General features: G+C 40.3%; 17 protein-coding genes and 1 tRNA gene. All 18 read left to right on the top strand.

What is annotated here, in order from left to right:
* Nucleotides 1-374: 374 nt before the first annotated feature.
* Nucleotides 375-445: transfer RNA gene (locus LACWKB10_RS05720), tRNA-Trp, on the top strand.
* 36 nt (nucleotides 446-481) lie between these two features.
* A complete protein-coding gene (locus LACWKB10_RS10200; RefSeq protein ID WP_161779311.1) occupies nucleotides 482-655 on the top strand; it encodes a hypothetical protein in 174 nt (57 codons plus the stop codon).
* Between the two features lie 87 nt (nucleotides 656-742).
* A complete protein-coding gene (locus tag LACWKB10_RS05725; RefSeq protein ID WP_034979948.1) occupies nucleotides 743-1,270 on the top strand; it encodes a terminase small subunit in 528 nt (175 codons plus the stop codon).
* Entirely contained in the window at nucleotides 1,254-2,702 is a 1,449-nt protein-coding gene (gene terL / locus LACWKB10_RS05730) for a phage terminase large subunit (protein ID WP_235191504.1), read from the top strand. Before LACWKB10_RS05725 ends, terL begins: the two co-directional genes overlap by 17 nt.
* A gap of 15 nt (nucleotides 2,703-2,717) precedes the next feature.
* A complete protein-coding gene (locus LACWKB10_RS05735) occupies nucleotides 2,718-4,121 on the top strand; it encodes a DUF1073 domain-containing protein (RefSeq protein ID WP_052060302.1) in 1,404 nt (467 codons plus the stop codon).
* The gene (locus LACWKB10_RS05740; protein ID WP_034979951.1) at nucleotides 4,105-4,896 is read left to right on the top strand and encodes a phage minor head protein; all 792 of its coding nucleotides are present in this window, start codon (nucleotides 4,105-4,107) and stop codon (nucleotides 4,894-4,896) included. Before LACWKB10_RS05735 ends, LACWKB10_RS05740 begins: the two co-directional genes overlap by 17 nt.
* A gap of 45 nt (nucleotides 4,897-4,941) precedes the next feature.
* Nucleotides 4,942-5,328: a LysM domain-containing protein gene (locus tag LACWKB10_RS09835; protein WP_052060303.1), complete on the top strand. Its 387-nt coding sequence runs from the start codon at nucleotides 4,942-4,944 to the stop codon at nucleotides 5,326-5,328.
* 2 nt (nucleotides 5,329-5,330) lie between these two features.
* Nucleotides 5,331-6,473 (top strand): DUF2213 domain-containing protein, encoded by a 1,143-nt coding sequence (locus LACWKB10_RS05750; RefSeq protein ID WP_034979954.1) that lies wholly within the window; start codon nucleotides 5,331-5,333, stop codon nucleotides 6,471-6,473.
* 15 nt (nucleotides 6,474-6,488) lie between these two features.
* Nucleotides 6,489-7,013 carry a hypothetical protein gene (locus tag LACWKB10_RS05755; protein ID WP_052060304.1) on the top strand — a complete coding sequence of 175 codons (525 nt, stop codon included), beginning with the start codon at nucleotides 6,489-6,491 and terminating at the stop codon, nucleotides 7,011-7,013.
* A 10-nt stretch (nucleotides 7,014-7,023) separates the two neighbouring features.
* Nucleotides 7,024-7,953: a major capsid family protein gene (locus tag LACWKB10_RS05760; protein ID WP_034979956.1), complete on the top strand. Its 930-nt coding sequence runs from the start codon at nucleotides 7,024-7,026 to the stop codon at nucleotides 7,951-7,953.
* A gap of 9 nt (nucleotides 7,954-7,962) precedes the next feature.
* Nucleotides 7,963-8,349 (top strand): DUF4054 domain-containing protein, encoded by a 387-nt coding sequence (locus LACWKB10_RS05765; RefSeq protein ID WP_034979959.1) that lies wholly within the window; start codon nucleotides 7,963-7,965, stop codon nucleotides 8,347-8,349.
* The gene (locus tag LACWKB10_RS05770; protein ID WP_052060305.1) at nucleotides 8,346-8,978 is read left to right on the top strand and encodes a hypothetical protein; all 633 of its coding nucleotides are present in this window, start codon (nucleotides 8,346-8,348) and stop codon (nucleotides 8,976-8,978) included. The genes LACWKB10_RS05765 and LACWKB10_RS05770 overlap by 4 nt, the downstream gene beginning before the upstream one ends.
* Nucleotides 8,971-9,369 (top strand): hypothetical protein, encoded by a 399-nt coding sequence (locus LACWKB10_RS05775; RefSeq protein ID WP_034979962.1) that lies wholly within the window; start codon nucleotides 8,971-8,973, stop codon nucleotides 9,367-9,369. The genes LACWKB10_RS05770 and LACWKB10_RS05775 overlap by 8 nt, the downstream gene beginning before the upstream one ends.
* Entirely contained in the window at nucleotides 9,347-9,895 is a 549-nt protein-coding gene (locus tag LACWKB10_RS05780; RefSeq protein WP_034979965.1) for a hypothetical protein, read from the top strand. Before LACWKB10_RS05775 ends, LACWKB10_RS05780 begins: the two co-directional genes overlap by 23 nt.
* 11 nt (nucleotides 9,896-9,906) lie before the next feature.
* Nucleotides 9,907-11,061: a DUF3383 family protein gene (locus tag LACWKB10_RS05785; RefSeq protein WP_034979969.1), complete on the top strand. Its 1,155-nt coding sequence runs from the start codon at nucleotides 9,907-9,909 to the stop codon at nucleotides 11,059-11,061.
* A 13-nt stretch (nucleotides 11,062-11,074) separates the two neighbouring features.
* Complete coding sequence (locus LACWKB10_RS05790) at nucleotides 11,075-11,506, top strand: hypothetical protein (RefSeq protein ID WP_034979972.1); 432 nt, start codon at nucleotides 11,075-11,077, stop codon at nucleotides 11,504-11,506.
* 59 nt (nucleotides 11,507-11,565) lie between these two features.
* Entirely contained in the window at nucleotides 11,566-11,973 is a 408-nt protein-coding gene (locus LACWKB10_RS05795; protein ID WP_052060306.1) for a hypothetical protein, read from the top strand.
* The gene (locus tag LACWKB10_RS10235; RefSeq protein WP_052060307.1) at nucleotides 11,957-12,184 is read left to right on the top strand and encodes a hypothetical protein; all 228 of its coding nucleotides are present in this window, start codon (nucleotides 11,957-11,959) and stop codon (nucleotides 12,182-12,184) included. Before LACWKB10_RS05795 ends, LACWKB10_RS10235 begins: the two co-directional genes overlap by 17 nt.
* Nucleotides 12,185-12,208 lie beyond the last annotated feature (24 nt).

Raw genomic sequence — 12,208 nt, forward strand, 5'->3', positions numbered from 1 at the left:
TAGCTGAGTTCGAGTCTCAACACCGCAATAGCAATAAGCAACTTTCCAACGCGTGCAATTATCAAATGGGAATTCAAGATAAGACGGCATGTGCATTATATGGCACGATGAGTCTTACACTTATTGCAATATAGGGACGTGGCAGTAATGTAACTGCATGTGGCGATCGCATAACACAAGAAACACAAGTTTTAGGTGCAAATCCTAACGTCCCGCTAGACACGCTATAACCTTAATGCATGTTTATTTAGGATATTCATAATATGTTTTAGAGTTTAATATTAGGTATTAAGTGAGCGTGTCAGATATGGATTATTGATATGGTGGTCAATATTATTAATGCAAGGATTAGACCTATCAATAGTCCATTTTTTATGCCCTTGGTGCAAAGGTAGCATAGCGGTTTCCAAATCCGTTGATGTAGGTTCAAGACCTGCAGGACATGTATCAATAAATTTATTAAAGAAAAGAAGGACAAAAAATGAAGATAACAGTAGAAATAGAGCCTAATGAAATTATTGAAATGGTTGAGAAATTAAGTAAAAGTGATAAATATGCAGAGACAATTGCAAATAGAGTTGGACATTATTTTGAGGATGATTTCGTCAAGTCACCAGACAACACTAATGCGCCCAGATTTCGTATGAATTATTAACATTAAAAATAAGCATAAATAAGATTATTATGCACCTGAATAAAGGCGCTTTTTTTGTACCTGAAAATAGAAAGAAGGTGATAAGTATTGAAGGATAAACTTACGGTTAAACAGCGCAAATTTGCAGATGAATATATGATTTCAGGTAACGCAACGGAAGCAGCGATTAAAGCAGGATATAAGAAAAAATCAGCCTATTCAATAGCCGGTCAAAACTTGAAAAAACATGAAGTCATCGCCTACATCCAAAAAAGGCGGAAGTCAATTGAGAGTAAGAAGGTTGCCGACCAGAAAGAGATTTTTGAATACTTATCATCTATCATGCGTGGGGAAGAAAAAGAAAAGGTGATGACATCAAACGGCATTGTTGAAGTTCCAATCCCGGTTAAGACAAGACTTAATGCAGCAAAAGAATTGCTTAAACGTAATCCGGGAGATCCACTTATTAAGGCTCAGACAGAAAAGGCAATTGCAGAAGCTAAACTTGCTACTGCACAGGCAGAGGAAGTAGACAAGATAGTTGATTCATCGTCTAAAAAGTTTGAAAAACTGTCTGTTGATGACCTTAGAAAATTAGCACATATAGGGGATGATATTGATGAATTACAGCCATAGCGAAATACGTGCAATCGAACGCGGGGCACAAGAAGAATTAGCTAGACGTGAGTATCAATATTTCTTCGAGTTGGCAAATCCTAAATTGAAACTTTTTCCACATATAAAATACATTTGTAAAAAGCTACAAAAGATCATGGATGGTGAACAAAAGTTTTATATTGTAGAAATGCCTCCACAACACGGAAAATCGACAACTATTACCGAAACTTTTGCCAGTTATTTTCTTATGAAAAACCCTGATAAGCATGTGATGATAACGACATATTCAGAGTATCTCTATACCCAGTTTGCTGAGGCTAACAGGAGAATTTTTAGCCAATGGGCTCCTAGACTATTTGGCTTGCGGATGAGCAAAAACACATCAAAAACATTCAATATCCTTAAACATGATGGTGGATTCTACGCAACATCAATGCTTGGTGGCGCTTCTGGTATGTCAGCAGATTTATTGATAATTGATGATCCAAACAAGAACGCTGAGGAAGCATCTTCAGCAACAATAAGGAAAAAGATATGGGATGAGTGGACAATGACCTTTTATCCCAGGCTCCAAAAAGGTGGCTCCGTTATTGTCATTATGACAAGATGGCACACAGAAGATCTTGCCGGTCAATTGCTTAAAGGAAAAGCATTGCCCTGGGAAGAGATCAAACTCCCAGCAATTGCTGAAAACATCCCTGCTGGCGAAACAGATGCAATAGGCAGGCACAATGGGGATGCACTATGTCCTGAATTACATTCATTGGAAGAACTGGAAACGCATAAGCTTGACATGGGAAGTCATAAATTTGAAGCAATGTACCAACAATCACCAACATTAGAAGGTGGCAACATCTTTAAACGAGATTGGGTTAAATTTTATGTTCCTGATCGTCAAAAGATGACAGAGCTAGGTCTTACTGACAAAGATGTGGAAATACCTGAAAGGCACTTCGATGAACAGGTCCAAGCCTGGGATGCAACATTCAAGAGCAAAGAGAATGATGACTTCGTAGCTGGGCAAACGTGGGCAAGACGTGGAGCTAAACTATATCTCTTACCACACTGGTGTCATAAGCGCTTATCTTTCACACAAACATTGGATGCCATTAGAGCAATGACGCAACGATACCCACATGCTACAGCAAAGCTAGTTGAGGACAAAGCTAATGGTCCTGCTATTATCGATACTCTTAAGAAAGAGATACCTGGTATTGTTCCAGTATCGCCAGGAGCAGACAGCAAAGAGGCACGTGCTAGTTCTGTTAGTCCAATCTGGGAAGCAGGGCAGATATATGTACCGCATCCCTTGTGGATACCTGAAATTGACGATTGGCTTGAAGAAATATTCGGGTTCCCTAACATGCCACACGATGACAATGTGGACTCGATGGTTTATGCAGTGAGACGGCTGAATAAAAAATCAAATGGACCGTTTATCAGATTTTAGAAAGGAGGCAGGTCATTGTTTGGAATTGGAAAGAAAGAAAAGAAAAATAAGACTATCCGCTCTGATGGTTTGGATATGAACTCACATCTACCGTATTCGTTGTTACATTGGCGATATAGTTGGGATGAGCAGGACTATAATAAACTTAACAATCAGTACAAGCATGATGCTATTGCACGTAGAGTAGTGGCCAAGCCTGCAGAAGATGCTACTCGTAATGGCTGGCGGTTGGTTATTGCAGATGACCCAGATAAACAAGAAACATACCAGGACGCATTAGACAAGCTAAGGCTTAATGATGTACTTACTCAGCAATTAATATATCAGCGACTGCATGGGGATGGATACATCAACGTTGGCGTGAAGGAGATAAACAACGGTAGTTCTGACCTCAGAAAGCCATTAATACCAGAAAACGTAAAAGACGTGGCATTCGTTCATGCTTTCGGGCAGAATCACATTGAACAGTATCAATACAATGATGATCCAACAAGCGATAATTACAAAAAAGAGCAATCAATTACTATCCGTCCAACTCAGGCAGGATATAAAACAAATGAGCAAGGGATGCAGATACCTAATCCGGTCAATTCTAAACCTATTATATTAGACAGGAGCCGTTATTTTCATATAACGCTCGACAAATTCGAGGATGATGCAACTGGTACGTCAATCATTACTAGATGTTCAGAGCAATTAAAGGCGATGAACATAGCTCTTGAATCAACAGGCAAGATGCTTCGGGAATTTACTTTTAAAGTCATAAACAGTGACGAACTGGCAAATGAAAACGATGAAGATTTCGAGCGAGATCTTCATCGGCTGACTCAGGCAATGAATACAGAGGCAGTTGCAGTCCTTCATGGGGATGATGAATTGACAAAAGTAGCGACACCTGTTAACGGATATGACACGTTGCTTAACTTCGTCTGGCAAGAACTCAGTGCTGCATGCAACATCCCTAAGTCAGTGCTGACTGGAGAACAAGCAGGATCATTGGCAGGTGCAAGCCAGGATGTAGTTAACTACTATGACACTGTCAAGGCGATGCAAGAGTCACTGCTTAAGCCAGAAATAGAGTACATTGTCAGACTGCTGATGTATGCCGATGATATAGGAGATGGCCAGGAAGATCCAGACGATCTTGATTGGCACATTGAATTTAATCCGCTATGGTCACCAGACGATAAAACACAGTCAGAGACTTTCAACAACAATGCTAATGCTGCTTCAACTTTGGTTGGCTCTGCTATTTATGATCCTGATGAGGCAAAGCAGATACTGAATGGCATGAGCAATAACGCTATTCAGGGGATGCAAAATGTCACTAAGAATGACAGCTCTGACAAGCTGACACCAGAACAGGTCAAGGAGTACTTGGATGACATGAAGAAGGCAACTCATGGGCAAAAGACGTAATGGCTATCCGCTTAAGTTGGAACGCTGGTATGAGCGAAAAATGGATCAGCTAATCAGACAGTGGCAAAAGCAGGCTAATCAGTTTGTTGAGCTACATTTAAAGCCTTATGTAACTGGTGGCACAAAAGTATTGCATGATGCTGCTAATGACGATCCCAATTGGGCAAACTCAATTCAGCAAACCTTAAAGCTTTTTTCTTTGACAATGGATGATACGCAAGATGAAAGGACTATTGTGTCACTCGTTACTAGGTGGCTTATATCAATCAATAACTTCAGTTTGCAGAAGGCTAAGAAGTATACGGTCACTGTGGGTAAAGAAGAAGGCACAATAGCTGTTAATCCTTTGATGGGAGAAACGGTATTGAGCAATTACACTAAGGGCAAAATAGCAGAAAACACAGCTTTGATTAAGACTATGAAGCACAGGTATATTGATCAGCTAAAAACAGACATTTATCAAAATATCAATCATGGAGGTGGTGTAACAGACATATCTCATGCAATAAACTATCGGACAGGGATGTCATTACGGCATGCAACGTTGATTGCTAACGACCAGACGGGCAAAGCCTTATCACAGCTAGACGCTTATCGGAGCCAGAAGGCAGGATATACAAAGTACGTCTGGCGGTCGATGGAAGATGGACGTGTGCGTCCTAAGCATCAAAGTCTTGACGGCAAGACATTCAAATATAACGATCCTAGCGGTGGTGATAATGGACTATTACCAGGAGAGCCAATACGATGTCGTTGCTATGCCGAACCAATATAGCTGACACTCACTCGAGTGTCTTTTTTTATGCCAAGGAGGACAAAAATGGCAGATGATAACAAGAAAACTGATAAGAGTAATAACAATAATGGCAATGCAGATAGCAATACTGTTAAGCCAAGTAGTACGACAGTAGCTAGTTCGAATAATAGCAGTGGTAGCACAACACCAACATGGACTAAGCCAACACCAACCGCAAATAAAGGAGGTGAGAAGATGGCAAAAGACCCAGAAGGGATTTTTGACTACTCTAAGTGTCAGACATATACCGTTAAGAAGGGCGATACATTGTTTGATGTAGCTCAGAAGTTTGAAGTTGCATTACAACAACTACGCTATTTTAACCATTTGGACAAGGCAACATGGCGGATTAAGGAAGGACAAACATTGTATGTTCCAACCAAACCAATTCATGTGCCAACAGGTAAATAAAGATGCTGACACGGTATGATACTGCACCTATCGATAAGGTTACGCAAGACGCTCAGACAGGGTTTGTCCACATAACAGATGTGCCAATAGCTCGTGTGGGCGTCTTCCCATATCTCAAGGCAGATAGTTCTATTGAAATGGAAGCCAAACTTCCTGACGAACTCTTGAGCGATAGCACAGTTTCTAGTGCTGATAGTAAGCCTGTTACCAATGATCATCCCAAAGAGCTGGTTAATCAGCAAAATGCTTCAAAATATATGAAGGGGTTCACAGCTGATAATGCACATGTGGATAATGACACATTAAAGGTAGACATGACGATTACAGACGCTGATCTTATTTCAGAAATTAATAAGGGAAAGCAGGAGCTGTCAATTGGCTTTGAAACGGAGATTGTGCCCGAAAAAGGTGAGTACAAGGGTATTGCCTACGATTCGGTACAGAGAAATATACAGATAAATCATGTTGCTGTCGTAGAACATGGTCGTGCTGGTCACTCAGTACGGTTAATCGGTGACAGCGCAAAAATGGTTCAACAAGATGAAGTTCATAAGAAAGGACAAAGTATGGAAACAACAAAGGTGCGCTTAAATGACGCAGATGTAACAGTTGCTACTGGGGATGCAGACAAGATCATCAAGTTAGATGCTGACAATTCTGAAAAGCAAAAGCAGATAGATGACCTTAAGGCAAAAATAAAAGATTTGCAAGACCAATTAGACAAATTGCAAGGTGACGATGAAGAAACCAAGAAAAATGCTGATAAGGCACAAGCTAAAGCAGATGCGGCTGAAAAAGAGTTAGCAGACCTAAAGAAAAAGTATTCTGGGGATGCTATGGATAAAGCCGTTACTGCACGTTTGGAATTGATTAACAAAGTTAAACCTTATGTAGGGGATAGCTACGATTTTGCAGGCAAATCAGAAAAGCAATTGAAGCTTGATGCAATTAAAGCACTAGATGATTCAGTTGATTTGACCAACAAGTCTGATGACTATATTGAAGCTTATTTTGATTCAATGTGTAAGACAAACGATTCAGCACACATTAATGGATATAATGGTCCACAGCCTAATATTGGCAAAGATAGTAATGATTTAGATGAATTAAGAAATAAACGTTACAACTTTAGTAATCAATTTTAAGGAGGTAAAAAAATAATGAGTTTTGGAATACCAGACGGTAGGCTATATCACGATAATCCGCTAAGTGCAGGATCAGTTGCAGCACCTTTTGACTCAACATCAGTAAACACAGAGCATGCAGGAGCTGAAATTGCTTTTGGTGGAGCAGTTGTGATTAAGGACGGCAAAGTTATACCAGCAACAGCTGGTCCAATTTATGGTGTTGCTTTAAAGAGAACTTATGTTGATGGCGATAACTTGTTCGAAGAAACCATTGAAAATGATAGATGGAAAGTTGGAGAAACTTTAGGTGTGATTAGGGATGGAACTATATGGGTTCCAATCAGCGAAGATGTTGATCGTGGAGAAAATGCAGCGGTTGACTCTACCGGTAAGTTTAAACCAGCAACAGGAAACGATGTAGTAGTGGGTGTGTTTACTTCAGATGGTGAAAAGGATTCTACGGCAAAACTGCAAACCAGGATTCAATTCGCATCAAGCGCTCAAACAACTCCTGCAAGCACATCCGCACCTGATAAAACAGAAACTAATAGTAAATAGGAGGAACTAAATGATAAATTCAGGATTAATTAGTAGCCGAGATTTAATTTATCTTGACAAAATCGTATATAACCCGAAGAGCGCACCACTAATTGCAGACAGCTTGTTTTCATCAATTCAAATACCAGAAATTTTAAAGGAATATCACTTCCTAGTACGTGATGGTAATGCTTCTGCAGCAGAGTTTACTAATCGTATGACTGACATCCCAGAGGTTGATGAAGGCGTAACAGAGTATTCTGTACCGATTACTAAAAACGTGCTGGCGCTATCGTATACTGAGGATGAACTAAAAGAGGCTGCTGTGTTAGGTATTGACTTATTAGCAGATAAAGCTAGTTTGGTGAACCGTGGTCTTGCTGAACGTAAGGACAAAATCATTTTTAACGGCTTGGAATCAAAGGGCATTATCGGTTTAACAAATACGAATACTGATAAAACAGGCTTTCAACAGATTAATGCAGAACAAACCTTTGCCGAATTTGGCACAGATACTGAAGATGGGGCTCTCAAATTACGGAATTTTTTGAAAGATGCAATTAGCAAAATTACACACTTAGTAGGTTATGCTGATTCAAAACCAACATTGCTACTTCCACAAGCAGAAATTGATGAATTAGAGCGCCCTTTCAACAAATACAATCCAGATAAAACGGTTAGATCAATGATTGAGCCATGGTTGTCAAAGATTGTTGCTGTACCAGAACTGGAAGGCAAGTATTGGCATGCAAAGAATTCACACTTGGCTGACAGAAACAAGGACATGGGTATCTTATGTTTAACAGACCCAGATATTGCTCAGATTCCCGTTGCTTACAAGGTACAACGCCAACCAACAGAATATCATAATATGGTCACTAAGATTCCGTATAAGGAAAAGCATGGTGGTCTAGCTGTCCGTTATCCTTCTGCCTTTGTTCAATTGCTGAACATCAACTAGAGGTGCATCATGAGTGCGGATGTTAAGCCAGATGATCTCAAAAAGCTGGCACCAAGCTTAATATCAGATATCCCCGAAGAAAGCATTACTGCGTTAATTGGTAATGCTTATTTAATTGCATTGGGTGACCATTTCCCAAAAGAAGTGACAATCGATGGCGAAGGGATGCCTGTGCGGAAGATGGCAACTGAATACATGGCTCTGCACCTGGTATCGACAGAGGGTAAGTCTGGTCAGGGCATCGTGTCTGAGAAAGTAGGCTCTCTTGAGAGACACTATAGTGCTTCTGTTAACACAGACTGGCTTAATGGCTCTCCTTGGGGACAGGCATACTTGCGACTATATAAGCAGTATGGTGGCAGTAGGAAAAGCAGATATGCGGTGGTTCAGCATTGAGTCTCGAAAAAAAGGGTGACTTTGGATTTGAGAAAATCGAAAAAGAACTGAGCTACCTGAAACAAAACCAAGTAGCTGTTGGCTTCTTTGGCGAAGATGACAGTCTCTTATTAACAGTTGTTCGTGCTAACGAATATGGAGCGCACATAGTGCCGAAAAATACTAAGTATCTTTGGGTTCCATCTAGCAATGCAATTCATCGTTATGGCAAAACCGTTCGTGCAAGGGATGTTAAGGGACTGTTTGTACCTAAAGGCAAACATGTTGCATGTGTTTTTGAGAACGGCAAATCGGTAGTCTATTTCTACCTGATGTCAAAATCTGACATACCAGCAAGACCGTTCTTGAGGAAATCACTGGATGAGAACAAGAAAAAGTACGGTCGAATCATTAAAGCAGGTATAGAAGATATTCTTTACAAAAGCGGAACTGGCAAAAAACTATTATCTAAGTTAGGCATTACTGCAGTGGCAGATATTAGACAGACATTGACCAGATGGACAAAGCCAGGCAATGCTCCGCTGACAATTGCTAATAAAAAAGGACAGAACGATCCATTGACAGACACAGGTGACTTGCCAAAACGAGTTACCTGGAAGATTATCCCGACAGGAGGCAAGGATGAGTAGTTTTTATTTATCGTTTAAAGAAATGCTGAAAGACTTTGGAGTGGATATCAAAGTTTACCCGTATAAGAGCCCAGCTGATAAACCTCATTACCACTATGTGGGAGGGATAAAAGTTCCTGATAATGATGAAGAAGTAGAACCTGAACTGCGTCATGAACCTGTATTGCCTGTCAGCGATATGACAGCCATGATGCCTCAAATTTTACCCGGCGGAATAATGCAACAAGGAGACCTGGTATGGTATTCAACTGGAGTATATTCAGAAAATACCAAAGTTGAAGTACCTTCACAAGGAGGGATGTTTAGAGTTATGCCTTTTTCAAATTACAAGGATTATTCAGATGTCATTATTTATGAATTAAAAGGGGATGATAAGCATTCAGCAAACTAAACTGCCTGAATTAAGGGATCACTATTTAGTCCAATATATTTTGGGCAAGATAGTAAACCATGTGTGCAATTGTGAGCTGGTTGAGCAGAACAATATAGAGGAAATGGAAAATTATCCCTTTGCCACGTTCAATTGGATTACATTAAGTAACCCAACAACGAGCGACTGGCTTAGAGATCATCCCCAGTATGTCTGCACCATGCAAATTGACATCCATGCTACGACTTCAATCGAAGCATTAAATTTAGCAGGCAAGCTTTACACTGCACTACATGAGAGCCCTTATGTTAGGGCATTTAAACAGGCACAAATCGTGCCACAGAAAATAACAAATACGAGCAATCGGACCACATTGTCAGGTATTAACTATGACAATGACTTTGGCTTTGACTGCTCGTTTTTAGTTAATGGTAATTTCACATTTCAAGAAAACGACCTGCAGTTTGACTTCGAAGATACAGAGATTAAGTCAATTAACGCTGCAGGTAACACAAAATTGACAGACGGAACTGTCACAAACAATTAAAGGAGGAAAATATGGCAAATTCAATAGTAGCCTACGATAGACCATCAGATGTTGTCGTTGTGATGTCTAGTGTGAGACCTAAACCAACTGTAGGTTTAGGCAATCTATTAATTATCAATCAATTATCGAGCGCACCAGCACAAAGTGGCTCTGGCAATACCAGCGCACCAACTGATCAAGCAGAAACACCATCGGACAGTATTTCAGAAGAGGAAAGACTGGATGGTTTGCTATTACGCAAAACTGATACAGCCACTGGGGCTGTATATCGCGAATATTCATCGCTTGATGGCGTTAAGGTTAACTACTCAGACAATGAAGATGTTTTGGCAAAAGCAGAAGCATATTTTGCGCAAGATAACCATTCAGATCGAGTAGCCGTGTTAGACGTGCCTAATGGCAAGGAACAGGATGCATTAGGTGCATTCTGGTTTTTTAACTGGACATTTGCAATCCGTGCAAAGAGCGATGACCAACAGTCTGAGCTGACATTACTGTCAAATATTTTTGAAGCTAACAAAGATCATTTTCTGGTTATCCAAACCAATGATGTATCTGCGTTAGTTGGCTTACAAGGTCAAAACTACACTATTGGTTTAAAGCATGATACGGCTGAGGCAATGGATGCAGCTTTTGTTGGTGCAATTGCAACATTACCTGTAGGCTCTGTTACCTGGAAATTTAAGACTCTAAACGGAATTACACCTGAAAGCTTAACAGCCACAGAGCTAGTTGGTACCAACAAGGTAAATGCTGTAGCTTACACCACTGTATTTGGCAAGGATCAAACTACAGAGGGCAAGACACTATCTGGTGAATACATTGATACAGTGCATGGCATTATCTGGGTTAAGAACAACACGGAATCAGCAATGGAAAAATTGCTACAGAACAATGGCAAAGTTCCATATAGCCAAGTTGGCATCAATTTGGTTCTGGGTGCAGCAACTCAAGTTTTAAACAAGGCGTATGAGCAAGGCATAATTCAAGCCGATGCTAATGGCAAGGCAGACTTCTCAATTAGTGCAACACCTAGAGAACAACAATCAGCACAAGACCTTTCTAATCGTCATTATGGTGGCTTGAGTTTCACCTACCATGCATCAGGTGCAATTCATACCTTAACAGTTCACGGAACAATTGATTCAGACACTATTTTTCAATAAAGGAGGATAAAACATGTCACAAAATTCAGTATTAACAGGTTTAGCAACCAAAACATATAATGCGGCTGATACCGTTGTTATGGTAGATGGCCATCAATTGTACGCTTATGGCGAAGACACAATGTATACGGCAGACTATGATAACGACACTATTACCGTTAAACAAGACGCACAGGGCAACGGTTTTGCCTCAAAAAATGCAAAGCATGGCGGAACAATAACGCTTAATATGGTGGAAACATCACCAGCAGCTAAGCTCCTGCATGAATTAGCAGAGACCGGAAACTTCCCAGTCGATATTGTAACCTCATCAATTCATATATCTGCAATGCACTGCTGGATTGCCAAAAAGCCAACCTCAACTGGTGGCGCTGAAGCGTCCAATCAAGCTTGGCAGATAAAGGCTCTGTACATGGATGAAACACCACTCGTTGATGAAATGTAAGGATTGTTAGTTAATATAAGCCCTGATGGGATGCACAGTAACAAAGGAGATAAATTTAAATGGCAACTACAAAAAAATCAGAAACCAAAAAGACTAATTCGGAACTAGCACTTGAAGCTCATGCTAAACAGAATTCGGCAAAAAAGAAGGCAGAGTCTTCAACAATTGCAAATATGATGGGAAAGACACAAGATTTTGTTATCTGTGAAGGTACCTCAAAAGAATATACAATTACACTACAGTATCCAGGTGCTGCTAGGGCACTAGAAATCGAGGACATTGCTGGAACAGGAAAATCAGTTGGAGATATTGCTTACAGCACTTTGATGGAGGAGGCTATTAAAGACGTAATCGTTATGCCTAAAGTCCAAACTATTGACAGTTACTGGAATTCCCACGCTGGCTTAGCTGAAGTTGCAATAACGGTATTATCCTTTCTTAACGCAGGGATTGAAGGCAACTTATAGTCAAGCCCAAGTTAAGAGAAAAGCTGATGCACTTGAGCGTCAGCTACGTCTAGTAATGCATGGTGTTCCCCTAGAACTAGTTGATCATGCTACAGGTGATCAATTGTTGGTTATGGAAGAAATAGTTAACAGGGATATCGAAATTCAATATAAAATAAAGGAAGCCGCCACAAGCAATGGTATTGGCATTGCATTTGGCGGAAAAAAATAAACAGAATGAGGGATGAGGCCATTC

Source organism: Lactobacillus sp. wkB10 (genome assembly GCF_000760615.1).
Taxonomy (GTDB): Bacteria; Bacillota; Bacilli; order Lactobacillales; family Lactobacillaceae; genus Lactobacillus; species Lactobacillus huangpiensis.